Raw genomic sequence first — 22,640 nt, forward strand, 5'->3', positions numbered from 1 at the left:
GATCCTCACTCCTCGTGAGCAGATCACTCCCTTCCGCATAACGACTGATGCACACTCACATATCTCGTTGGTCACGGCAGTCACAGCGGAATGTCCGCCTCTGACCGTTCCATCCCTATAGATTCCCGCTGTGAACTCGCCGAAGCGGCTTGGAATTGGGTGCCGCCTCTATTAACGTTCGATAACGCAGCGCGGTCACCCGTCGCCCGCCAGGGTGGCGCCGTGCGCTTGCCGAATCCCGTCCGCGGGAACCGGGGAACCACTTCCTGGGGTGAATCGGGGGGCTCGCACAGTCCTCGTAGGAGACCTTCCTGCTCCGAACCCGTCAGCTAACCCGGTAGGCGAGAAGGAAGGAAAGGAGTGCGCCCGCGTGGCGTCGAACGAGCCTGCCCTGATACCCGGACAACAGCACCAAACGACCGGGTACGCCAACCCCGAGTGGGACACCGCCGAGTGGAACATGGCCGCCGGCTGGAACCCCCCGGCCACCGAGCAGACTCCGCCGACGAAGAACGCGATAGACGGCTGGGACACCGCGGAGTGGAACTTCGCCGCCGGCTGGGTCGAGGAGGCACTCGCCGCCGCCCCTGAGCCCGCCGCCGAACCGGTCGAGCCGGTCGCCCCCTTCACGCCGGTCGCCCCCGTGCCCGAGCCGCGCAGCGCGGTCGAGGCCGCCGCCTTCCTCGACGAGGCGTACGGCGTCCGCGAGACCGGCCCCGCCCATGAGGCGGACACCCGGGACACGAACACCGCCCAGCCGCTCCCTCCGTTCGGCGAGCCGGAGCCGGCCACCGAGCCGTGGAACCCCACCGAGGAGTCGACCGCCCCCGTCCGCGGCCGGCACCGCGTGGCCAAGCAGCGCACCCTGGGCCGCGGTTCGGCGGTCTTCGGCGTCGCGGCCGTGGCCGTGCTCGGTGTCGGCGGTGTCGCGACCGCCGAGGGCAAGAACCCGCTCCCCGTCTCCCTCCCCAAGATGCCCGAGGTCTCCAAGGTGCCCGGGATCGGCGGCCTGCTCGAGAGCGAGCCCACGGCCAAGCCCGTGGCCCAGGCCCTGACCCCCGGCGCCGGCGAGGCGCTGCGCGCCCGCATCCTCGACCAGGCCCAGCAGCAGCGGAACGCCGCCGACCTCGCCGCGCGCACCGCCGCGCAGCAGGAGGCCGCCGCCAAGGCGGCCAAGGCCGCCGCCGCACAGCAGGTGCGCGTGGAGGCCGCGGCGAAGAAGAAGGCCGCAGAGGAAGCCGCGAAGAAGGCCGAGGCCGCGCGCCTGGCCGAACTCGCCAAGAGCTACACCCTGCCGCTGACCTCGTACACGCTCACCGCGAGCTTCGGGCAGTCCAGCTCCCTGTGGGCCAACACCCACACCGGCCAGGACTTCGCCGCCCCCACCGGTACCCCCGCCAAGGCCATCCACAGCGGCACCATCACCGAGGCCGGCTGGGCGGGTTCGTACGGCTACCGCATCATCCTGACCCTCGACGACGGCACCGAGCTCTGGTACTGCCACCTCTCCTCGATGCTGGTCACCTCGGGCAAGGTCTCCACCGGCGACACCATCGGCCGCGTCGGCGCGACCGGCAACGTCACCGGCCCGCACCTGCACATCGAGGTCCGCCCCGGCGGCGGCGACCCGATCGACCCGATGCCGTGGCTGCGCAGCATGGGCATGAACCCGTGACCCGATGAGCTGAGAAGAACGTCGTACGCACGGACCCCGGCGGCCTGGTGGCACCCCCGACACCAGGCCGCCGGTCCGTTGTCCGGTGGACGTACTGCGGCGGACGTACTCCGGCGGACTACTACGGCACGAGGAAGTTGTAGAGCTCCGAGACCCTCGGCGGCCCGCTCGGCTCCGGGAACCCGGACTCCTTGGCCGCGGGCATCATGATCAGCAGGTAGGCCTCCAGCGCCTCGGCGGAATTCCACACGTTCACGATCCGCAGACCGTCATTGGTGATCACTGCGGCGTGGGCCAGCAACCCGGCGGGCGGATGGTCGGGGCCGAATCCGGCGCGGTGATTGGCCTCCTCGTACTGCAGGGCCGTCACGCCCGGGAACTCGACCTCCGCCAGGACCGTCATGGGAACCTCCCGTTTCCCTCTACGCCCAATTTCCCCCGGCTGCGGAGCGCCCGCAACGGGAGATGGCCGCGCACCCCAGGGGCACGCGGCCACACTGCGAGGGCCGGGAAGGGCGCTACAGCGCCTCCATCCGCACGTCCGCCGAGTCGCAGGCCACCGTCTCGTCCACGTAGACCTCGCACACCGGCCGCCCGTCGGGCGTCATCGTGTGCTCGACCTCCCACAGGCTGAGCTCCTCGCCGCTCGCGAGCAGGAACGCGTGCTCGTACAGCGTCCAGCCCACCACCCGGCCGGTCCCGATCCGGGTGTGCCGGCCGGTGACGTACGCGATGTCGTGGCCCACCGCGGAACCGAGCCGGGCCCGCAGGTCGTCGCCCGGCGCGTCCCCGTTCTCAGCGCGGCGCAGCAACCGCCAGGCGTGCTCGGCGGAGTACTCCCGCTCGTACTGTCGCGGGCAGGGCACCGCCTCCGGGCCGAACCGCGGCAGCCGGGCCAGCCACTCCGCGGCCTCCGCCTCCAGCTCCTGCGGCGCGGGCTCGCCGAAGCGCAGGTCGATCACGTGCTGCGCGGCGAGCAGCACCTCCGGGTCGGCGTACACCTCGTACAGCGGGTCCTCGCCCGGCCCGGTGTTGTGCTCGATCTCCCACAGCACCTGGGTGCCGCCGTCGGCGAGCAGGAACGTGTGGCGCAGCGTGCGCCGGCTCAGCCGCCGCGGCGGCCCCTTGCGCTGGCGGAAGGACGCCAGCTCCGTGCAGCCCATCAGCGCGGTCGCCAGCCGCCCCAGCACGACGTCGTCGATCTCGAACGCGTTCTGCGCCCGCGTCAGCACCACCTCGACGTCCGCCGGACCTGCCCCACCTGGTCGCGCGTTCCCCATGCGGTCCTCCTGCTCACGGCATTCCCCGCGCACCATTGCTGAGCACACAGCGTAGTGGCCCGTGAGCACTCCGCGTCGGGGGTACGGGAAAAATGGTGCACGCCCACCCGTAGGAGGCGCGTAAACGGGATGACCCCCCTCCCGTACCGCCCGATGCCACTATGCGCCCATGCGCGCGCTCTTCGTAGGCCTCTGCACACTTGACGTCATCACACGGGTCGGCCACGTCCCCGCCCCCAACGAGAAGCTCACCGCCTCCGCCCAGCTCATCGCGGCCGGCGGACCCGCCACCAACGCCGCGGCGACCTTCGCGCACCTCGGGGGCGACGCCGTCCTGCTCACCGCCTTCGGCGGCCATCCGCTGGCCGCGGCGATCGACGAGGACCTGGCGGCACTCGGCGTCGCCGTCCTCAACCTCACCGCGGACTCCCCGCAGCCGCCGGCCGTCTCCACGATCCTGGTCACCGAGTCCACCGGCGAACGGGCCGTCGCCTCCATGAACGCCACCGCCCCCGGAACGGTCCCGCCCTCACCCCCGGGCGACCTGCGGGCACTCGTCGCCTCCGCCGACCTCGTCCTGGTCGACGCCCACCATCCGACGCTGGCCCTCCCGGCAGCCCGCCACGCCCGCGCCGAAGGCATCCCCACCCTGCTCGACGCCGGCAGCTGGCGCCCCGGCACCGCCCCCCTGCTCCCCTACACCGACCTCGCCGTCTGCTCCGCCGACTTCCGGCCCCCGGGCACGGCGTCCCCCGCCGACGTCCTCACGTTCCTCCGCGGCGCCGGCGTCCGCTGGCCGGTCATCACCCGCGGCCCTCTCCCCGTCCTGTGGGCCGACGGCGAAGTCCCCGTCCCGGCCCCCACCACCGTCGCCGACACCCTCGGCGCCGGCGATATCTTCCACGGCGCGCTGGCGCACGCCCTCCTCACCCACGTCCGCACCCGCCTCACCCCCGCCCTCCTCACGACGATCCTCCGCTCCGCGGCCGAAACCGCCTCCCACTCCTGCGCCTCTTTCGGCACACGGGCGTGGATGCGGACGTGAGGCCGCCGGGGCGGCATCAGAATCCGAGGCTTACGACCTGTTCCGTCCGCTCGTCTTGTTCGCGATCACGAGGAAGAGCGTCGCGCCCACCGCGAGGACGACCCAACCGACCGCCGCCTCAGAGACGGACATCTGCGTCTGCTTGGGCAACAGCGACAGCCCGCCAAGCACAACGAACATGGCGAACATGTAGCTCAGCCCCGCCATCAGCAACCAGCGCAGCAGTCGGCTCACGCGCACGTTGGACGACTTGTCGGTCATGGGGATTCCGCCTCTTACTCGACGATGTTGTGGCACTGGGTCCCGCGCTTCTCACCACTGGCGAAAAAATCCGCGCAGGCTTTCCCGTAGTGCTTCAACGTCCGCCTAGAGTCATCGACACGCCCAACCGCTGTCATGAAAGTGCACGAGTGGTGCATGGCACCCGGCCGAATGAGGTATGTCTTCCCGTCCGCATCCGAGTAGCGCCAGTCGATGTGCCAGTTGCACCACTTGCCGCCCCCGGTGTCGCCACCGAGGATGTCCTGCACGGACGCTTCCTCCCGGGTGATTGTCCGCCCCCTCCCCTTGATGACGTGACCGATCGTGGCTCCGGGGGCGCAGAGCTGCAGACCCTTGACGTCAAAGCAGAAGCTTCCGACCTTTCCGTACCCCACTGCCGTCGCCGAGGCCGGCGCCGAGAAGCTGATGACCGTGGCGACGGCAGTGGATGCGGCCAGGGCGGCCTGGGTGACGTACCGCGCAACGACGTTCGCTCGCTCCATGGGGACTCCTCCGATGCTCTTGAACTGCGGTTGCACCGGAAACGGGAGGAGTGGATCACGGGGTACGTGGTGTTGCACGGCGGTGACACAAGGTCGCCCTGAGGAGTGGTGCAGGAACCTTCAAGCGGCAGTTCTGCAACAGGATCAGCCGACGGCGAGCGCCGAGTACGTCCAGACGTCGGCGGGCAGTTCGCGTTTGTCGGTGATGTCGAAGTAGTGGAACGAGCTCGACAAACCATTCTCAAGTGCTTCCCAGAGCCGTATCTCGGCGGCGATGCGGCCGTTGCAATACGCGTCTTGGACATTCCGGCCGTCTGTGCGCTCGGGCGTTGCCTTCACGCCCGGCAATTCCAAGGGGGCGAAGTGGTCCACGATTTTGCGGTAGGTGGGTGATACCCCGTGGTGGAACTCATCGAAGACGACGACGTCGAAGTGGTCTGACGCAAACCTTTCGAGCGCCTTCTCGTTGAGAGACTGGACGCTGGCGAAGACGTGGGTCCAGTTCTCCGGGATCGTGCCGCGGACGAGGAACTCGCCGACGCTCGCATCTGTGAGAGCGTCCTGGTAGGTGCGCTGAGATTGTTCGGGATCTCTTGCCGGTGCGCGACGAAGAGGAGCTTAAGCTCACCCTTGCCGAGCACCCTGCGCAGGTTTCTGCAGTCGAGCGCGGCCATGACTGTCTTGCCGGTTCCTGTCGCGGCGATGAGGAGATTCCGATGGCGGTCGTGGACGTCCCGTTCGACCTACAGCCGCTCCAGCATGACGCGCTGGGCCGGGTACGGACGCACTTTCAGCCCGGACAGGCTGATGGGGCGACTGGACTGCCCGTCCCACGGCGCTCTCGCCGACGCCTTCCTCACGACGATCCTCCGCTCCGCGGCCGAAACCGCCCCCCGCTCCTGCGCCTCCTTCGGCACGCGGGCGTGGATGCGGTCGTGATGCCGCCGGGGCGGTCCTACGACCTGCCGCTGCGCCGCCCCGCGACCCCCACGAAGATCGCCGCCGCCACACCCAGAACGGCCCATCCCACGGCGGTCTCCGACAGGGACGTCTGCGTGTGCTTCGGCAGCAGTGACAGCCCGCCCAGCACGACGAACATCGCGCACAGGTAGCTGCCCCCCGCCGCCAGCATCCACCGCACCAACCGTCCCTGCCGCGTGTTCGACGACTTGTCGCTCATGGGGATTCCGCCTTGCTTCGTGACCTTGCCAGGCACCGGGACTTTCCCGTCAGTGCTTCAACGCCCGCCCACACTCCCCGACACGGGCTCATGGCAGTCTCAATTCACGGGTGTTGCTTGTGGGGCGAGAGCGAATGCGGTATCCGTAGGCTTAGTTGCGCCCCTGAGCGTCGTCGCGGGACGAGGTCCACCACAGCACGACAGTGCTGAGCGCCACTCCCGCGACAAGGACGATCCATCCGACCGCGGCGTCGGACAGCGAGTCCGCCAGACTGCCTGGAAGCAACGCCAGGCACAGCGGTACGAAGATTGCGGCTACGACGAAACTCAGGATCACGGCCAGGAACCAGCGCACCAGCCTGCTGCGTAGTGCGCCCTGAAATCCGTTGCTCATTGTCGTGCTCCTGGCCTGCTAGTCGATGACGTTGTGGCACTGCGTCCCGCGCCTGATCCCTCCCGCGACGAAGTCGGCGCAGGCCTTGCCGTAGTGCTTCAACGTCCGTCGCGTCGTGTCGATGCGGCCTAGCGAGCTCACGTACGCGCACTTGGGGTGTTCAGGGCCCCGACTCGTGAGATACGTGCGGCCATCCGTGTCGGAGTAGCGCCAGTCGATACGCCAGTTGCACCACCGGCCGCCTGCCGTGTCCCCGCCGAGAGTGTCCTGAATGGATGCCTCCTGACGTGTGATGGTGCGGCCCGAACCCTGGATGAAGTGCCCGATGGTGGTGGCTGGGACGCAGATCTGGGTCCCCCTCATGTCGAAGCAGAAGCCCGCGACCTTCCCGTAGCCGATGGCCGAGGCCGACGCGGGTGATGCCGACGCCACGAACAGGGCGGCCGCGCTCGTGATGGTCAGCGCGACGTGCCTCGCAACGACGTTCGCTCGCTCCATGGGGACTCCTCCGATGCTCTTGAACTGCGGATGCACCGGAAACGGGGGGAGTGGATCACGGGGTACGTGGTGTTGCACGGCGGTGACACAAGGTCGCTCTGAGGAGTGGTGCAGGAACCTTCAAGCGGCGGTTCTGCAACAGGATCAGGCGAGGACCAACGGCACGGCACCTCGTCGGCCGGGTACCCGCCCCGGAGGTTCGGCGACGCGGCCATACTGGTGCCATGCCCCCGACAGCATCGTCACCGGCCGTCGCGGCACGCATGAGCCGGCAGACCTCCCGCGACACCGCACAGGAACTGGCCGTTCGCCGGATACTGCACGGCAGCGGGTTGCGCTACCGGGTGCACGTTCCCGTTCCGGGCATGCCGCGCAGGACCGTGGACATCGTCTTCGGCAAGCTGAAGATCGCGGTGTTCCTCGACGGGTGCTTCTGGCACGGCTGTCCGCAGCACGCGACGAGTCCGCGCTCGAATGCCGAGTGGTGGCGCGCGAAGCTCGACAGGAACATGGCACGCGACCTCGAGACCACGGCCCACCTGGACACGGCCGGATGGACGGTCCTGAGGTTCTGGGAGCACGAATCGCCCGAAGAGGTCGCACATCGAGTTGCCGACGCGGTGGCGGCTCGGCGGGCGGCCCGAGCGGCGTCGTCCTGACGCGACGTGTCGGGCCTCGCGGCGTGACGGGGCGAACCCTCCGCCCGCAGCAGGCGCGTCGCGCCGCGCGGGCGCAGCATGGCCCCATGAGTGCGAGCGAGACCCCGGTCACCGATGGGTTCGAGAAGGCGCTGGATGCGTTGCGGCGGGCGCCGTACGGGGTGGGGGACGCGGCGCTGTGGGAGGTGGAGGGGAGCGTGCTGAGGGAGGCGCGCGTGCATTTGGAGGCGTGGGAGCGGGTGGTGCGGGGGTTGGAGGTGGGGCGGGTGACGGAGCGGGGGGAGCTGGGCTGCCGGGACGGGGTGGCCGGGCTGGTGCGGAAGCTGCCCGGGCCCGTGGCGGAGGTGTACGGGGAGGCGCTGGGCGAGGTCGACGGCCGGTACATGGAGCTGACCGTGGAGGACGACGAGGCGCCCGGCGGCGCGGGCGGCTGGTGGTGGGGCCGGCGGCCGCGGGCGGGGTGGGCGTGACAGTGGGGCCGGGCACACTGGTCGTATGTGCCGAAGCATCAAGACGCTGCGTCCGCCGATGACGACCGACGTCAGTGAAGAGGACATCAGGGCGGCCGCCCTGCAGTACGTGCGGAAGATCTCCGGGTTCCGGGCGCCGGCGGCGCACAACCGGGAGGTCTTCGAGGAGGCCGTGGACGCGGTGACCGCCGCCACGCGGGAGTTGCTCGCCGGGATCGAGGTGCGGGGGCAGCAGGCTTCGGCCTAGCGGCCGGTGCGTGGCGGCGAGGGCGTGTCCTTCGGGGCCTGGGGGCGATTTCGGTAGGTTGTCGCCTGCTTGTATCGGTCTGTCCGCCCACCGCTCCGCTGAGGTACGCCATGTCCGTTGTCCGCAAGGCCCTCGTCGTCACCGCGCTCACCGCCGTCCTGCTGGCCAGCGCGGTCGTCTGCCAGTCAGCGGCCGGGGAGTGACACGTACTGGTGCAGCCCCGGGATGGTGAGCCGGTTCGCCCGCAGGAGCTGGATGTAGGTCACGACCTGCGTGAAGAACAGCGGGATCGGGATCGTCAGGCCGGGCGGCAGCGGGGGTGGCATGTCCGGGGTGAAGGTGACGGGCAGCAGGCCGAGGAGGTTGCCGCTCAGCACCCGGGTCAGCAGGACGACCGGGCGGCCGGTGGCCGTCGTCGTGCTCCAGGGTCGGCCGTCGGTCTCCAGCTCGCCCTGGCAGGGCGCCCACGGCGTGGGGACGGGTGAGACGTGGCCGATGCCGGGCAGTCCGAGGTCCAGCAGCGGCAGTGCGAGGCCGGGCAGTCCGTGGAACGGCGGCGTCCAGTGCTCGGCGCGGCCGCGGGCGCAGGCCGGTGAGAGCAGTCCCGCGGTCTGGCGCAGGTTCGCGATGTCGACGCGCCAGGCGGTGAAGACCAGGACGCGTTCGGGGCCGTGCCGGGTGGGGACGAGCGTGATGCCGCGGTACGTCAGCCCGGTCAGTACCAGCAGCGGTGTACGGACCCGGAACGGCTGCTCGGCGGCGAGGCCCGTCCCGCGGTAGCGCCCGGCGCCGATGGACAGTTCCAGCGAGACCTGCGGCAGGCACCAGGGGGAGTCCGGTGTGCTGCCGCCGACGCGGATGCGTGGTGGGAGCAGCGACAACGGCGCGTCCATGCCGCGGTCGGCGGGCGGCCGGGGCACGATCAGGTCCAGCAGGCTGTCCGGGGTGATCGTGTTGCCGGACAGGATGCCGGTCGGGACGTGCGGCGGCTGCGGCCTCCTCTTCCCCGGGTCGTTGCCGTGGGCCTCCCGTCCGCGCTGCGGCGCCGCGCGCCGGGGGGCCTCCTCCGCGCGCGGCGCGGGCGGCGCGGAGGATGCGGCGGGAGTACCGCGCAGCCCGAGCAGGTCCGACACCGCGCCGAGCAACCCTCCGCCGCCCGCCGACGGAGAAGGCGGAGAAGGCGGGGAAGACGGGGAAAACGGGGTAGACGGGGAAGGGACGGGGGCCGCGCGGCGCTGGGACGGCACCGGCGGCGCGGCCCTCGGCGCCGGCCCGACGTCCAGCTTCCCGTGCACCGGCACCGGCGCCTCCAGTTCGACCCCCAGATGCAGCCCCGCCCGCACCTCCTTCGCCGTGCCGGTGCCGTGCACGGTGGGGTGGCGTGCGTGGTACAGCCCGTCCAGGACACCGCAGATCGCCTCGCGCGCGCGCCGGGTCGCCTCCGCGCCGGACGGCGGCCCGTCGGCGCTGTGCCGCGCGTGCGGCAGGGGCGGCGCCATCGGCTGAAGCCCTCCGGCGAGCAGGGCCCCGCCCACCGGGATGACGCCCAGGGCGCGCAGCTTCGCGACGGTGCGCGGCCGCGGTGCGGCGGCCGCGGTTGCGGCGGCGGTGCCCGCCCGCGCGCGGCCGCTCGTCCCCGGCTGCGGTTCGGCGGGGGGCGCGGCGGGCGGTACGACCGGAGGCGCGTCCGGCGGCTCCGGTCCCTCCGGGGCTTCAGGCTCCCCCGGTCCGCCGCTCGGGCCCGGGGTCTCCGGATCGCGCGCCGGGTCCGTACCGCCCCCGCCGCCCCAGTCCGGTACCGGCCGCCCCCGTCCCCAGCGGCCGTTGCCGTCGCCGTACGGCACCCAGCTCACCGCCATCGCGCCGCCCATCACCCCCAGCAGGAAGCCGATGAGGAAGCCGCCGAAGTTCGACAGCACCAGGGAGGCGACGGAGAAGATCAGGGTGGCGATGCCCGCGAACGTCCGGTAGTGCGGCGCGAACCACATCGTCAGGCCCAGGACGATCAGGAAGACGCCCATGAGCAGGCCGGAGACGCCCGCGATGCCCTCGTGGATCATGAGGGACAGCGGCGCGAGCGGGATGGAGAGGATCTCCAGGCCCGCGAGCAGGGTCCAGAAGCCTGCCCAGAAGGGCCGGGAACGGCGCCAGAAGCGGAAGCGGGACCGGATTTTCCTCGGTGGGATCAAGGTGGCGGCCCCCCTCAGAAGCAGGACTGGTCGCCGCGCCGCACCGTGAGGTGCAGGTCCGGCAGTCTGAACGTGGCCGCGCTGATGGAGCGCGTGGTCTGGCGGAGGTCGTCGACGGTGACCGACGACGCCTGCTCGGCAAAGGTGCCGGGCGTGCCCTGCACACCGGGGACGCCTTGGACGGTGCCGGCGTCCTGGCCGATGTTGATGTTGCGGAAGACGGCGTCGCCCCGCAGGTCGTGGGCGTTGGCGATGAGGCGGTCCGCGTGCGCGGGCGTCGAGGTGAAGCGCAGGGTGACCGGGCCGAGCAGCGGGACGTTCTGCACGATGGACTGGCACAGGTGGTGGAGGGTGGCCGAGCGGATGCCGGTCAGCGCTTCGGGGTAGAGCCCGTCACGGCCCCGCTGGACGACGCCGAACTGCACGAAGCCGTCCCCAACGAGGCGCGACGAGCGGATCTGGAAGCTCTCACCTGCCACCGGGAAGGAGGTGGCGGAGACCCCGAAGGACGTGGCCAGCGCGCCGGAGGCCATCGTCGCGACGAGAGCGCCCGCGGTGGCGAGTGTCGGCACCATGACAAGGGCGAGCCGCTTCCAGCTGGTGCGGCCGGAGGAGCGGGCGTCAGAGGTCTGCACGCCTGGTCAACCGTCGGACAGTCTGATCGGTGGCTCGGTGCCCGGGGGCAATCACCCCGACGGCGGTACGCGCTCGCCCATTCGGGTCAGGGCGTGCCGCGAAAGCGGGCGGCGCACCCTCAGGAGCAGGGCTGCGCGCCCTGCTTCACGGTCAGGTGCAGATTCGTGAGCCGGAAGGTGGCGGCGCTGATCGAGTGGGTGGTCTGCCGCAGGTGGTCGATACGGACGCTGTCGGCCTGCTGGCCGAAGGCGCCGGACGGGCCCTTGGCGCGGCCGTCGCCCGGCAGCTGCGCGGCGTCCGTGCCGATCCGGATGTTGTGGAACGTCGCGTCGCCGGCGAGGTCGTCCGTGTCGACGATCAGCTGGTCGGCGTGGACGGGCTTGCTGCCACCGCCCGCCTTGATCAGCATGGTGACCTTGCCGAGCCCGGGGAGGGAGCTCACCACCGACTGGCACAGGTTGTGCAGGTCGGCGGAGCCGATCGCGGCGACGGCCTCGGGGACGTCGCCGCCGGCGGAGGAGTCGGCGGTGAGGTACTGCGTGAATCCCGTGCCTTCCAGGGAGTCCGCGGTCACCTGGAAGCTCTGGCCGGACAGCGTGGCGGTCGTCGGTGCTGTCGCGAGCGAGACCGGCACCGCTCCCGCGCCTATTCCGGCGGCGAGCACGGCCGACACGGCCAGGGTCGGGACGAGGGCGATCGCCATCCGTTTCCAGCTGGTCCGGCCGGAAGGGCGGTGGCGCGGGCTGGGCGAGCTGCTCTGGTGGTGGCTCACATCGCCATTGCAACCCCGGCCCGGGGGCCCGGCAACCGCGGCCCCCCGCCGTGGATCAGCGGTGGCGGCCGCCCTGCGAGTACGGGTAGGGGCGCGGCTGCTGCCAGTACGGAGCCGGGGCCGGGGCCGGTGCCTGGACCGGTGCCGGAGCCTGGGCCTGGCCCTGCGGCGCCGCGGGCTGTCCCCAGCCCCCCGTCGCACCGTACGCCGCCGCCCCCCACTGAGGAGCACCCCACTGCTGCTGCGCCCCCCACTGCGGGGCTCCCCATTGCGGAGCCCCGTACGGCGCCGCGCCGTAGCCGGCCGGAGGGCGCTGCCCCCAGGCGTACACGGCCGGGAACGGGGGGCGGATGGTGTGGGCCGCATGGGTGAGTGCGGGCTGGGCGACGGCCTTGCGCTCCCACAGGTGGTGCAGCAGTTCCTGCTCCCGCGCGTGGAAGTCGGGACCGGCCGCGCCGCGGTTGGCGCGGGCCCGCAGGAAGGCCAGCGAGGTGGCGAAGGACACGTACTCGCGCACCGTACGGGCGGCGGCGGCGCCTTGTGCGCGATGGGCGGCGGAGCGGGCCACCGAGCGGCCGCGCATGGAGCCGATGGCGAGCGGCTCGGGCAGCGTCAGCCAGCCGGCCATGGCGTACAGCGGCAGCTGGGTGCGGATGGTCTTGAGCTCATTGGAACGGGACCAGATCGCGAGCCAGATCAGCAGGCCGAACAGCGGGATCATCAGCGTCGCGTACACGGCGAGGAAGCCCAGCGGGCCGAACGAGGCGGAGCCGTTCCAGGTGCCGTGCAGCGTCATCGCGAGCAGCCAGCCGCCGATCGGGGCGAGCCAGCGGCGGGCCCGGCCGGGGCGGGAGGTCGCGGCGATGCCGAAGCCTATGCCGGTGAGCGAGGTGAACAGCGGGTGGGCGAACGGGGTCATCACGATCCGGACCACGAACATGGCGGCGGTGGTGCCGACGCCCCCGCCGCCGAGCGCCTGGTCCTCGGCGAAGCCCGAGCCGAGGTAGAGGATGTTCTCGGTGAAGGCGAAGCCGGTGGCGGTGAGCCCGGCTATGACGACGCCGTCGACGAGGCCGGTGAAGTCACGCCGGCGGAAGAGGAAGAGCAGCAGGATCGCCGCGCCCTTGGCGCTCTCCTCCACGAAGGGCGCGACAAAGGTGGCGCCCCAGCTGTCGCTCTGCGCGGGGCTGGCGGTGAAGGTCGAGGCCAGCAGTTCGGTCGCGTACTCGTTGGCGAGGATGGCGACCAGGGTGGCGGCGCACGCGCCCCAGGCGAAGGCGAAGACGGCGTTGCGCAGCGGGGTGGGCTCGACCCGGTCCAGCCACAGGAAGGCGCCGCCGAGCAGCGGCACGGGCAGGATCGCGAGGGTGAGGCCGACGAGGAAGCCCTCGGTGCCGGTCTGCCGCCGCACGAGCGCCAGGATGATCACTCCGCACAGGGCGAGCACCGAGAAGAGCGCCACCAGGCGCAGTGTCCGGTTCTCCCAGAAGTGGCGGCGCGCCTTGTAGTGCCACTGGCCGGGCGCGGGCAGCGCGAACCCCGGTTCTTGCCGGCGTTCCGGGTACTCGGGGACGTCCGGGTGGGCCGCCGGGCCCGGCAGGGGCGGGTCGGGCGTGTGCGAGTACGAGGACACCCATTGACCTTACGGGGGAGTGGCTGCGGCGCGCGACGGTGTTACGCACAACGTCACGGGTGGGCCACAACGATCGCCCCGTCCCCGCCGCACGTCAACAGGGGCTTCCGGCGCCGCCGGTGTCGCGGGGCCCGCGCCGCTACCGGCGGGTGAAGACGAGGTCGTTGACGACGTGGCCCTTGGCGATGCCCTGCCGTTCGAACTTGGTCATCGGCCGGAAGTCCGGGCGCGGCCGCGCGTAGCCCTCCCCGTGGGCGTTCACCAGGTGGGGGTCGGCGGTCAGGACCTCCAGCATCTGCTCGGCGTACGGCTCCCAGTCGGTCGCGCAGTGCACGGTCGCGCCGGACCGGAGCCGCGAGACGGCCAGGGCCACGAACTCGGGCTGGATCATGCGGCGCTTGTGGTGCCGGGCCTTGGGCCAGGGGTCGGGGAAGAAGACGCGCAGTCCGGCCAGGGAGCCGGGGGCGAGCATGTCGCGGAGCAGGATGACGGCGTCGCCGTTGGCGACCCGGATGTTGGTCAGGCCGTTGCGCTCGGCGAGGCGGATGAGGTTGCCCTGCCCGGGGGTGTGCACGTCGGCCGCGAGGATGCCGGTGCCGGGGTCGGCGGCGGCCATGGCGGCGGTGGCGTCGCCCATGCCGAAGCCGATCTCCAGGACGACCGGGCGGTCCGCGGCGAGGTCGGCGTCGGCGAAGAGGGCGCCGAGGTCCAGCGGGCTGCCGTCGATGTCGACGCCCCAGTTCGTCCAGTGCCGTTCCAGCGCCGTCTGCTGCCCGTGGGTGACCCGGCCGCGACGGGGGTGGAAGGTGCGGATGCGCTGCTCGGTGTGCGCGTCCGGATGCGGGTGGGAGGCGGGGCCGCCGGGGAAGTGGGGGGTGTGGGGCTTCGACATGATGCGTCGATTTTACGTATGCCCCGCGGCCTCCAGTGCCCGCCGGGCGATCTCCCGTCCGATCGGCAGGGAGGCGGTCGCGGCGGGCGACGGGGCGTTGAGCACGTGCACGAAGGGGCCGCTGCCGGCGAAGAGGAAGTCGTCCACGAGCTCCCCGTCGCGCAGCACCGCCTGCGCCCGTACGCCCGCGGCGGACGGCACGAGGTCGGCGGCGGTCACCTCGGGCAGCAGCCGGCGCACCTCGTCGGTGAAGGCCCGCTTCGACAGCGACCGGCGCAGCTCGCCCGCCTCGTACCGCCAGTGCCGGCGGGCGATCCGCCAGGTGCCGGGGAAGAGCGCCGTCTCCAGCAGGTCGCGCGCGCTGACGGTGCGCCGCCGGTAGCCCTCGCGGGCCGGGGCGGGGACCGCGTTGGGGCCGATGTGCACGGTGCCGTCGATGCCGCGGGTCAGATGGACGCCGAGGAAGGGGAAGGCGGGGTCGGGCACCGGGTAGACCAGGCCGCGCACGAGCCCGGCGCGGGCCGGGGCCAGCTCGTAGTACTCGCCGCGGAACGGCACGATCCGTACCCCGGTGGTGTCGTCCCCGGCCATTCGCGCGATCCGGTCGGAGTGCAGGCCCGCGCAGTTGACCAGCACCTTCGCGCGGACCGGCGGCCCGGTGCCGGGTTCGACGACCACGCCGCCGCCGTCGCGGTGGACCGCGCGTACCTCGCTGCCGTACGCGGTGCGCGCCTCGCCGGACTCCTCGGCCAGGCGGGCCATCGTGCCTGCGACCGCGGTGAAGTCGCACACCCCGGTGGTGCCGACGTGGATCGCGGCCAGGCCCGCGACGTGCGGCTCGCGCTCGGCGATCTGGGCGGGGCCCAGTTCGCGCACGGGGATGTCGTTGGTGCGGCCGCGCTGCACCAGGGCGTGCAGCCGGGGCAGCTCCTCGCGGGCGGTGGCGACGATCAGCTTGCCGGTGACCTCGTGCGGGATGTCGTACCGGGCGCAGAACTTCACCATCTCGGCGGCGCCCTGCGTCGCGTAGCGGGCCTTGAGCGAGCCGGGGCGGTAGTAGATGCCGCTGTGGATCACGCCGCTGTTGTGGCCGGTCTGGTGCCGCGCGGGGCCGGGTTCCTTGTCCATGACGACCACGGACGTACGGGGCGAGGCGCGGGTGATCGCGTACGCGGTGGCCAGGCCGACGATGCCGGCGCCGATCACGACGACGTCCGCGGTGTCCATGCGCGCGGTCACCTCCCGCTTGAGGCTTGGCCCGCCCGCGCCCCCGCCAAACCTGTGAGGGGACCGGTGTGTCGTGGTCGTCTCGCGCTTGCCCCGCGGTCACCTCCCGTACGGCGAAGGCCGCCGCACCCGGGCGGGTACGGCGGCCTTGGCGAACCGCGCCGCGGGCGTCAGGCGGCCGACTTGCGGCGGACGAGGACGACGACCGCGGTGCCCACGCCGAGCACGAGGAGCGCGCCGCCGCCGATGGTCAGCACGCCGGCGGCGCCGGTGAACGCCAGGCCGCCGGAGCCGCCCCCGGAGGACGTCGAACCGCCGGTGCCGGACGTGCCGCCCGAGGCGGACGCGTCGTCGTCGGAGGAGGACGGGCTCGGGCTCGGGGTGGCCGACGTGCCGGCGGAGGGCGAGCCGCCCGTCGAGGTGTCGTCGTCGGCCGGGTTCAGCACGATCCACGCCGCGTTGTTGGACTGGTTGGGCTCGGACGGGTTGTTCCAGGCCTGGAGCGCGATCCTGGCCCTGGCGTTCTTCACGACCGTGTCGATGCGCAGCTCGAACGGGTAGGAGAGCTCGGCGTTCTCCAGGAGCGGGGTGTCCACCCAGCACAGGTAGCCCTTGACGCCCTGGGCGATGGTGGTGGCCCGGCAGCCGCTGGGGCTCTTGGTCACCGTGGCGCCCGTCGGCACCTGGACGGTGAAGCCGATCGGCTCACCACCGGAGCGCAGCGCGCTCAGCCAGGCGGGGCCGTCGTTGCGGAAGCCGATGTCCGCCTTCACGGTGTCGCCCGCCCCGCCCCGCGCGGTGACGCCCGTCAGCACGAGGTCGTAGATGTTGTGGCTGGGCAGGTCCAGCTCGGTGTAGCGCGAGTAGTCGTCGGCCGAGGCGCCCGGGACCTCCTTGAGGGCCAGCGGGGCGCCGGTGCCGGGCGTGTAGCCGCCCGTCGTCAGCAGGGTCTTGGCCTGCTGGGCGCTGACCGCGGAGAAGCCGTAGCTGAGGACGTCGCCGAGCGCGAAGTCGGCCGTTCTCACCTTCAGCGGCTCGGCCAGGGCGTAGGCCGTGCCGGGCTTGTAGGTGCCGTCGAAGCTGCAGATCGCGTCGGTGCCCTGACGCAGCAGCGATCCGTCGGTGGTCTGCTTGTAGGCGCAGTTGCCGTAGCTGTCGGGCAGGCTCAGCCCGCGCGAGCCATGGAGGTGCAGCACGGTGCCGTCGGCGGCCATGCCGCCGGCGTTGCGGAACCCGACCGGGGCGTTGTAGGTGTCGCCGGCGGCGAAGCCCTTGGGCTCGCTCAGGTTGTGGCCGAGGAGTTCGGGACCGCCGACGAGGACATCGATGGTGAGCGGCGCGAAGGCGACGCCGTCGCCCTCGCCGGTGACCTTGATGGTGCCGAAGTCGCCTGCCTCGCTCTGCCCGTTGAGGTCCAGGCGGATGCCGCCGAGCCGGTTGCTCTGCTCCCCGGCGTTGATCTCGTTGCCCTCGCAGACGGCCGTCATGCCGGTCGCCGTGCAGGGCAGCTTGACGGCCGCGACACCGTTGAGGCCCGTGGCATCGATCGTGATCCTGTACGCGCCCTCGTGGGCGACGGGGATCACCCCGTCGTCCCCCGGCTCGTCGTCGCCGGGTGCCGAGAGCCGCAGCGTGACCTGCGGCTCGTCGGCGTCGCCGTTGTCGCCCTGGAGGGAGAGGTCCACGCGGCTCTCGCCGGTGATGCTCACCGGGAGCGGGGTGCCGTCGTCGGCGACGGCGGGTGCGGCGGCGCCGAACCCGGCGGCCAGGACGGCGACCGCCGCGAGCGCGCGCGCTGCCCGGGAGACGGAACTGCGGACGGGACGTCTCATCAACGTTTCCTTGTCGGATCGTGTGACGCTCGCGTGCGCCGCCCTCGGCACACGCACATCAGACTCGCGGGACGCCGGCTTCGTTGCCCATGGGCACGTCACAGATCCATCACAGGTTGGCTCCTTGAGCGTGATCCGGGCCGGGCAAGCGGGAGGGCCCCACGCAAGTGGGGCCCTCCCGTTGCCGATCGGCCCGTGGGCCGGCGGGACGCTTACGCCGGTGCCGCCAGCAGCGGCCGGGCACGCTCGCGCAGTTCCGCCACCCGCGGCTCGTTCCCGTACGGCTCCAGCCGGTGCAGCAGGTCCCGTACGTACTCGGTGGTGCGGGCCGAGGAGATGCGCCCGGCGACCTCGACGGCCTTCACGCCGGCCGCGCAGGCCGCGTCCAGGTTGCCGGACTCCAGTTCCGCGACCGCCGAGACCACCAGCCGCAGCCCGTGCGAGCGCACGAACTCCTCCGTGGGCCGGGCGAGCGCCGTCTCCGTGAACCGCCGTACCTGGCCGGGCACCTTGAGGTCGCGGTAGCACTCGGCGGCGTCCGCGGCGAGCCGGTCGTAGGAGTAGAAGCCGAGCCATGCCGGGTCCGCGTCGCCGTCGCGGGCGCGGTCGAGCCAGGACTCGGCGGCGGCCAGCGCGGCCTCGCAGGCGTGGCTCTCCCCGGCCTTGGCGTGGGCGCGGGCCTCGACGAGGTGGAAGAACGACATCGTGCGCGCCGTGGCCAGCCCGCGGTTGCGCTCCAGCGCCGCCTGCGCGAGGTCGACGCCCTCGTCGGCGAAGCCCCGGTAGGTCGCCTGGAGCGACATCGACGCCAGGACGTAGCCCCCGAGGGGGACGTCGGCGGCGGCACGGGCGAGCCGCAGCGCCTGGATGTAGTAGCGCTGGGCGGCCTCCTGCTGCCCGGTGTCGAAGGCCATCCACCCGGCCAGCCGCGTGAGTTCGGCGGTCGCGCCGAACAGCGACCGGCCGACGTCGTCGGAGTACGAGCCGAGCAGCAGCGGCGCTGCCTCGACCCGCAGGCACTCCGAGACCATGCCCGAACGCCAGTCTCCGCCGCCGTACTTGGAGTCCCAGCGGCGCGCGTCCTCCGCGGCCTCGCGCAGCTTGCCAACGTCGGAGTGGCCGACGTGGTGCATGCCGGGGGCGGGGTCCTCGCGGGCGACGCGGGCGTCGGCCGGGGTTATCAGCCAGCGCGAGGCGGGCGTGACGTACGCGCTGACCGCGAACGACCCCGCCAGGCTCTGCCAGATGCCGCCGCCGCCCGGGCCGCGCCGGCCCGGATCGAGCTTCCACAGGTCGGTCGCGGACTTCACCGCCTCCCCGATGTCGCGGTGGAAGGCGAGGCCCACCTCGGGCGCGGGGTCGGCGTCGGCCAGGCCGATCTCGTGCAGCGGCACGGGACGGCCGAGCTTGCTGCCGATGGCGGCCGCGATGAGGTGGGGCGCGGCGCCCTGCGGCACCATGCCCTTGGTCACCCAGCGGGCCACCGAGGTCTTGTCGTACCGCAGGGTCAGACCGCGCTGGGCGCCCAGGTCGTTGACCCGGCGGGCGAGTCCCGCGTTGCTGATGCCGGCCAGGGCGAGAAGGGTGCCGAGTTTCTCGTTGGGCCCTCGGGGTTCTTTGGTCACGACCATTACCACCTCTCGCCGTAAGCGCGAGGGCCGTGTACGCCTGCCACGCCTGTCACACCCTCTCGACGCACCACAACGGCTGCCCCGGCGTCTCTTGTGGAGACGAGCGGGGACCACCGCCGCCCGAGGGCATGCGCCGGACCCCGAGCCGCCGGGACCTTCGCTTCTCGGGTGAACCCAGGGTAGTTCTCCGCATCCCGACCGTTAAGAGCTGTTGTCCCGGATGGCGAGATTCCTGCCCTGAATGCGGCCTCGCGACTCCTGCTGGTGGCGCGTGCTACCGGCGTATGCGGCCGTGCGCCCATCCGCGCGCTCTGTGCCGATTCGTGCGGTGGCGGTTCCATGGTGCCGTGGGTCGGCCCGCGGCTCTCATTTGCGGCTATGGGGGGTAGCAGCGGGCCAGGGGGCTCCGCCACCACAATCCCCGCGGGTGGCGGACCGGTCCGGGAGGCGTGCCACGCCCCCCGGACCGCGCCGCCCGCACGGCGCACAACGGACGAATGCGGGCCGGTGGGACATTGGCCTGAAAACGACGTTTCAACTCCGTCGGCGTACGTTAAGTGCCTCTGACCGGCGGGGAGTTGGGCCGAAACGGCCCCGCGCCGGACCGCGCGCAGCAGGCGGCCCGGTGCTCGACCATGCCCTCATGCGCCTCCTTTCGCGCTCCTCCGTGGCAGCATGTTCCCCGGACGGAGCGGCAGTTCGGCCTGCCGCGGGGGCCAGTTGTCCACGAAGAGGCCCCCCTGGTCCACAACCTGTGGAGGCGGGCGATGCGGTGGCTGGTGGGCTGGAGCAACGCCGCGGTGGGACAGATCCCCGGGGCGCACGCCCGCACCCTGCTGCCTGTGGGCGCCCAGCTCCTGTGGAGCGACCCCGATCCGCTGTGGGCCGTGGGCGACTGGCGCCCCGACGAAGTGCGCCTGGTGCACGCCGAGAACGGCTCTGTCGCTCGGCTGGCCGTGCTGGGCCGCTGCGCCGCCTCCGACGCCGACCTGCGGGTCGGGCTCTTCGCGGCGCGCGGCGGGGCGCTGCGCCATCTGACCACCTGGGCCGGCAGCTACACCTGCGTCCTCCAGATAGGGCGCCGCATCACCGTACTCGGTGATCTCGCCGGTGCCCGGCCGGTGTTCCACACCCGGTGGGCGCGCGGCACCGCGTACGCGACCGCGGCGCTGCCGCTGGCCGACCTGACCGAGGCCGCGCTCGACGTCACGTACCTGGCGGCGCTGCTAACCTGCCCGGACTCCCCCGAGGCGCTGGGCGACGGCACACCGTACGCGGGCGTGCGCCGGGTGCCGCCGGGGCACGCCCTGATCCTGCGGGAGGCGGTGCCCGAGGTGAGCGGTTACGAGCCGACCGCCTCGCTGGCGGTGGCCGGCACCCCCGCCGCCCACGTGCCGCCCGAGCGCGCGATCGCCGGCGTCCGGGACGCCCTGGTCGACGCGGTGCGCGCCCGGCTGGCGCAGCCCCGCTTCGTACCGGATCCCGGGGAGGAACCCGCGCCCGGCGTGGGCGCCGACCTGTCCGGCGGCAGCGCCTCCTCCACGCTCGCCCTGCTGGCGGCGGGGCTGCCCGGCATGCCCGGCACCCCGCTCGGACACGGCGCGGCGGCCGGCCAGCGGCTGCTCGCGGTGACCTTCAACGACCTGACCGCGGGCGGCGGTCCGGCCCGTGAGGCGGAACTGGAGCGGGCCCGCGCCATGGCCGCCGACCCGCGCCTGCACCATGTGGTCGTGCCCGGCGGCGCGCGGGCGCTGCCCTATGCCGACCTCGACGCCGTCCCCCTCACCGACGAGCCCGGCCCCTCCCTGGTGGCCGCCGGCCGCCACCGGATGCGCCTCTCGGCGGGCGGCGCCGACCACCTCGTCGGGCACGGCGCCCGCCAGGTGCTGGACGCGCACCCCGCGCGGCTGGCCGACCTGCTGCTGGACCGGCGCCGCCGCAGCCTGCTCAGACCCGTCACGGCCCTCGCGCGCGCCGACGGGCCCGCGGGCCGCTCGGTGTTCGTGCCGTTCACGGTCTACCGCGCGGCGCGGCGGCTGGCCCGTACGAGTTATCAACAGGGTGTGCAGAACACGGCGGCGCAGCTGATGGCGGGCCGCTTCGACGAGCACACCGGCCCCCTCCAGGCCTCCCTGGCGGCGCTCGCCTGGTGCCGCCCGGGTCCGGCGGCGCGCTGGCTCACCGGCGAGGCACTGGCTGAAGTATCGGTTCGCCTCCAGGAGGCGGCGGCCCGTCCCCGTACCGCCGTCGAACGGCCCGGCGAGCGCCGTGCGCAGGCCGCGCTCGCCCGGCACGCCGCCGACCACCGGGTGTTCGAGCAGTCCGCGGAGGTGCGCAGCCAGCGGATCCACGCGCCCTTCCTCGACAACCAGGTCGTGCGCGCCGCCCGTGCGCTCCCCGAGACCCTGCGCGTCCAGCCCGGCGCCCGCGCCACCGTTCTGCGCTCGGTGCTGGAGGGCGCGGGCATCCGCGACCTGCCCCCGGGCTGGGGCGCCAACTCCCAGGTATCCGCGGCCGTCGCCGCCCGGACCGGCCTGCGCGCCTCCGTCGACGGACTGCTCGACCTCTTCGACGCCCCCCTGCTCGCCGACGCCGGGCTCGTCGAGGCGCGTGTCGTCCGCGCCGCCCTGCGTGCGGCGGCGGGCGGGGAGCCCGTCCCCACTGACGGACTCGCCGAACTCGTCGCCACCGAGGTGTGGTTGCGGCGCCTACTCGCCCGCCGCGGCTCCTGCTGGACCGGCACCGACGCCCCCGCGCAACGCGCCGTCGCGGGCGGTGTGCACCGCCTCTCGCTCTGAGTCATCCCTTCGGAAAGAACATGTGACGGAGCGTCAGTGGTCGGCGGGCCTGCCGGGACCACCCGCTTTGGCGTCGCCGGGGGAATCCGGGAAACTCTCCTCATGCGCATCCCTTCCGTCACCGCGGTCGTCCTCGCCGGGCTGGCGGCCCTCGTGGCCCTCGGCCCGGTCGCGTACGCCACCAAGGAGAGCGGTGACGGCAAGGGGGCGGTCGCCGTCTACGACGAGGCGCTGGGCACCTCCCGGGGCGACAAGGCCACCGTCTGCACCTTCCACATACGCGGCGAGGGCTTCGGCCCGGGGCAGGCGGTCAACTGGGCCGTGAGCCGCGCCAAGGGCGGCCCCGCGATGAACGGCACCTTTGTGACGGGGGACGAGGGCACGGGCAGTTCGGCCCGCATCGTGCTCGCCAACGGCGGCTACACCCTGACGTGGATCGGGGAGGGCGCGAAACCGCGGCCCTTCACGGTGGCGTGCGGACCGGAGACACAGACGTCCGCACCGGCGGCGCCGGCCTCGCCCGCGCCCTCGTACACCCCGGTGCCCGCCGCGTCGACGGCCCAGGTGCTGCCCGGACAGGGACCGCTGTCGGCGGCCTCGGGCAGCTTGGGAGCGTCGTCGGGGACCGCGGGCACGGTGGGCGCGGCGCTGGCCGCGGCCGCACTGTGCGGCGGCGGGGCCGCGGCGGTGCTGCTGCGCAGGCGGCGCCCGGCACGCCGGGTCAGCAGGCACCGCAGGGCAGCGGGCTGAGTCCGCCCGGGGCGGGGCTGTCGGTGCCGTGCCCGACAATGGTGGAGCCGTAGGACACCGAGGAGCAC

The 22,640-nt window shown here is 72.8% G+C and carries 24 protein-coding genes, 1 pseudogene and 1 riboswitch; of the genes and pseudogenes, 8 read left to right on the plus strand and 17 right to left on the minus strand.

Translation table 11 applies throughout. From position 1 onward, the window contains the following. Positions 1-219 precede the first annotated feature (219 nt). Positions 220-359, plus strand: a riboswitch (cyclic di-AMP (ydaO/yuaA leader). Positions 360-370: 11 nt separating this feature from the next. Beyond that, positions 371-1,675, plus strand: coding sequence for a M23 family metallopeptidase (locus ABZ883_RS03085; protein WP_360900551.1), 1,305 nt, complete (start codon positions 371-373; stop codon positions 1,673-1,675). 121 nt (positions 1,676-1,796) lie between these two features. Here ABZ883_RS03085 and ABZ883_RS03090 read toward each other — a convergent pair whose 3' ends face one another. Together ABZ883_RS03090 and ABZ883_RS03095 are read right to left on the minus strand one after the other, a co-directional pair. Next, positions 1,797-2,078: a hypothetical protein gene (locus ABZ883_RS03090; RefSeq protein WP_360900554.1), complete on the minus strand. Its 282-nt coding sequence runs from the start codon at positions 2,076-2,078 to the stop codon at positions 1,797-1,799. A gap of 115 nt (positions 2,079-2,193) precedes the next feature. Next, a complete protein-coding gene (locus ABZ883_RS03095) occupies positions 2,194-2,955 on the minus strand; it encodes a DUF6227 family protein (protein ID WP_360900557.1) in 762 nt (253 codons plus the stop codon). Between the two features lie 169 nt (positions 2,956-3,124). On the opposite strand from ABZ883_RS03095, the gene ABZ883_RS03100 reads away from it, so the two are divergent. Continuing rightward, positions 3,125-4,000, plus strand: coding sequence for a PfkB family carbohydrate kinase (locus ABZ883_RS03100; protein WP_360900560.1), 876 nt, complete (start codon positions 3,125-3,127; stop codon positions 3,998-4,000). Positions 4,001-4,030: 30 nt separating this feature from the next. Here ABZ883_RS03100 and ABZ883_RS03105 read toward each other — a convergent pair whose 3' ends face one another. From ABZ883_RS03105 to ABZ883_RS03120, 4 genes and pseudogenes are all read right to left on the minus strand, one after another. Continuing rightward, entirely contained in the window at positions 4,031-4,261 is a 231-nt protein-coding gene (locus ABZ883_RS03105; RefSeq protein ID WP_360900563.1) for a hypothetical protein, read from the minus strand. A 14-nt stretch (positions 4,262-4,275) separates the two neighbouring features. Then, positions 4,276-4,764, minus strand: a complete 489-nt coding sequence (locus ABZ883_RS03110) for a hypothetical protein (RefSeq protein WP_360900566.1) — start codon at positions 4,762-4,764, stop codon at positions 4,276-4,278. A gap of 144 nt (positions 4,765-4,908) precedes the next feature. Further along, on the minus strand, positions 4,909-5,136 hold the full coding sequence (locus ABZ883_RS03115; RefSeq protein ID WP_360901675.1) for a hypothetical protein: 228 nt from the start codon (positions 5,134-5,136) through the stop codon (positions 4,909-4,911). A gap of 6 nt (positions 5,137-5,142) precedes the next feature. Next, positions 5,143-5,438, minus strand: a pseudogene (locus ABZ883_RS03120) (DEAD/DEAH box helicase family protein); the annotation flags it as partial. Positions 5,439-5,466: 28 nt separating this feature from the next. Between ABZ883_RS03120 and ABZ883_RS03125 the strand changes: the two are divergent. Further along, the gene (locus ABZ883_RS03125; protein ID WP_360900569.1) at positions 5,467-5,703 is read left to right on the plus strand and encodes a hypothetical protein; all 237 of its coding nucleotides are present in this window, start codon (positions 5,467-5,469) and stop codon (positions 5,701-5,703) included. A 16-nt stretch (positions 5,704-5,719) separates the two neighbouring features. Here ABZ883_RS03125 and ABZ883_RS03130 read toward each other — a convergent pair whose 3' ends face one another. The 3 genes from ABZ883_RS03130 to ABZ883_RS03140 form a co-directional block, all read right to left on the minus strand. Beyond that, positions 5,720-5,944 carry a hypothetical protein gene (locus ABZ883_RS03130; RefSeq protein ID WP_360900572.1) on the minus strand — a complete coding sequence of 75 codons (225 nt, stop codon included), beginning with the start codon at positions 5,942-5,944 and terminating at the stop codon, positions 5,720-5,722. Positions 5,945-6,095: 151 nt separating this feature from the next. Further along, complete coding sequence (locus tag ABZ883_RS03135) at positions 6,096-6,338, minus strand: hypothetical protein (RefSeq protein WP_360900575.1); 243 nt, start codon at positions 6,336-6,338, stop codon at positions 6,096-6,098. An 18-nt stretch (positions 6,339-6,356) separates the two neighbouring features. Beyond that, entirely contained in the window at positions 6,357-6,836 is a 480-nt protein-coding gene (locus ABZ883_RS03140; protein ID WP_360900578.1) for a hypothetical protein, read from the minus strand. A 224-nt stretch (positions 6,837-7,060) separates the two neighbouring features. Between ABZ883_RS03140 and ABZ883_RS03145 the strand changes: the two genes are divergently transcribed. From ABZ883_RS03145 to ABZ883_RS03155, 3 genes are all read left to right on the plus strand, one after another. Then, positions 7,061-7,495: a very short patch repair endonuclease gene (locus tag ABZ883_RS03145; protein WP_360900581.1), complete on the plus strand. Its 435-nt coding sequence runs from the start codon at positions 7,061-7,063 to the stop codon at positions 7,493-7,495. An 86-nt stretch (positions 7,496-7,581) separates the two neighbouring features. Next, a complete protein-coding gene (locus ABZ883_RS03150) occupies positions 7,582-7,965 on the plus strand; it encodes a hypothetical protein (protein ID WP_360900583.1) in 384 nt (127 codons plus the stop codon). Between the two features lie 25 nt (positions 7,966-7,990). After that, positions 7,991-8,212, plus strand: coding sequence for a DUF2277 domain-containing protein (locus tag ABZ883_RS03155; protein ID WP_360900586.1), 222 nt, complete (start codon positions 7,991-7,993; stop codon positions 8,210-8,212). A gap of 185 nt (positions 8,213-8,397) precedes the next feature. Here ABZ883_RS03155 and ABZ883_RS03160 read toward each other — a convergent pair whose 3' ends face one another. The 8 genes from ABZ883_RS03160 to ABZ883_RS03195 form a co-directional block, all read right to left on the minus strand. Next, entirely contained in the window at positions 8,398-10,401 is a 2,004-nt protein-coding gene (locus ABZ883_RS03160; protein WP_360900589.1) for a DUF6114 domain-containing protein, read from the minus strand. Between the two features lie 14 nt (positions 10,402-10,415). Further along, positions 10,416-11,036 (minus strand): DUF6230 family protein, encoded by a 621-nt coding sequence (locus ABZ883_RS03165; RefSeq protein ID WP_360900592.1) that lies wholly within the window; start codon positions 11,034-11,036, stop codon positions 10,416-10,418. A gap of 119 nt (positions 11,037-11,155) precedes the next feature. After that, positions 11,156-11,809: a DUF6230 family protein gene (locus ABZ883_RS03170; protein WP_360900595.1), complete on the minus strand. Its 654-nt coding sequence runs from the start codon at positions 11,807-11,809 to the stop codon at positions 11,156-11,158. A 55-nt stretch (positions 11,810-11,864) separates the two neighbouring features. Beyond that, positions 11,865-13,340: a PrsW family intramembrane metalloprotease gene (locus tag ABZ883_RS03175; RefSeq protein WP_360901610.1), complete on the minus strand. Its 1,476-nt coding sequence runs from the start codon at positions 13,338-13,340 to the stop codon at positions 11,865-11,867. Between the two features lie 241 nt (positions 13,341-13,581). After that, positions 13,582-14,334, minus strand: a complete 753-nt coding sequence (gene trmB, locus ABZ883_RS03180; protein ID WP_360900598.1) for a tRNA (guanosine(46)-N7)-methyltransferase TrmB — start codon at positions 14,332-14,334, stop codon at positions 13,582-13,584. A 12-nt stretch (positions 14,335-14,346) separates the two neighbouring features. Beyond that, positions 14,347-15,561 carry an L-2-hydroxyglutarate oxidase gene (lhgO, locus tag ABZ883_RS03185; RefSeq protein WP_360900601.1) on the minus strand — a complete coding sequence of 405 codons (1,215 nt, stop codon included), beginning with the start codon at positions 15,559-15,561 and terminating at the stop codon, positions 14,347-14,349. A gap of 170 nt (positions 15,562-15,731) precedes the next feature. Further along, the gene (locus tag ABZ883_RS03190; RefSeq protein WP_360900604.1) at positions 15,732-17,393 is read right to left on the minus strand and encodes a hypothetical protein; all 1,662 of its coding nucleotides are present in this window, start codon (positions 17,391-17,393) and stop codon (positions 15,732-15,734) included. Positions 17,394-17,605: 212 nt separating this feature from the next. Next, positions 17,606-19,018 carry an MFS transporter gene (locus tag ABZ883_RS03195; protein ID WP_360900607.1) on the minus strand — a complete coding sequence of 471 codons (1,413 nt, stop codon included), beginning with the start codon at positions 19,016-19,018 and terminating at the stop codon, positions 17,606-17,608. A gap of 773 nt (positions 19,019-19,791) precedes the next feature. On the opposite strand from ABZ883_RS03195, the gene ABZ883_RS03200 reads away from it, so the two are divergent. Continuing rightward, the gene (locus ABZ883_RS03200) at positions 19,792-21,822 is read left to right on the plus strand and encodes an asparagine synthase-related protein (RefSeq protein ID WP_360900610.1); all 2,031 of its coding nucleotides are present in this window, start codon (positions 19,792-19,794) and stop codon (positions 21,820-21,822) included. 102 nt (positions 21,823-21,924) lie between these two features. After that, on the plus strand, positions 21,925-22,572 hold the full coding sequence (locus ABZ883_RS03205) for a hypothetical protein (protein ID WP_360900613.1): 648 nt from the start codon (positions 21,925-21,927) through the stop codon (positions 22,570-22,572). Positions 22,573-22,640 lie beyond the last annotated feature (68 nt).

It is taken from the genome of Streptomyces sp. NPDC046977 (assembly GCF_040644455.1).
GTDB lineage: Bacteria > Actinomycetota > Actinomycetes > Streptomycetales > Streptomycetaceae > Actinacidiphila.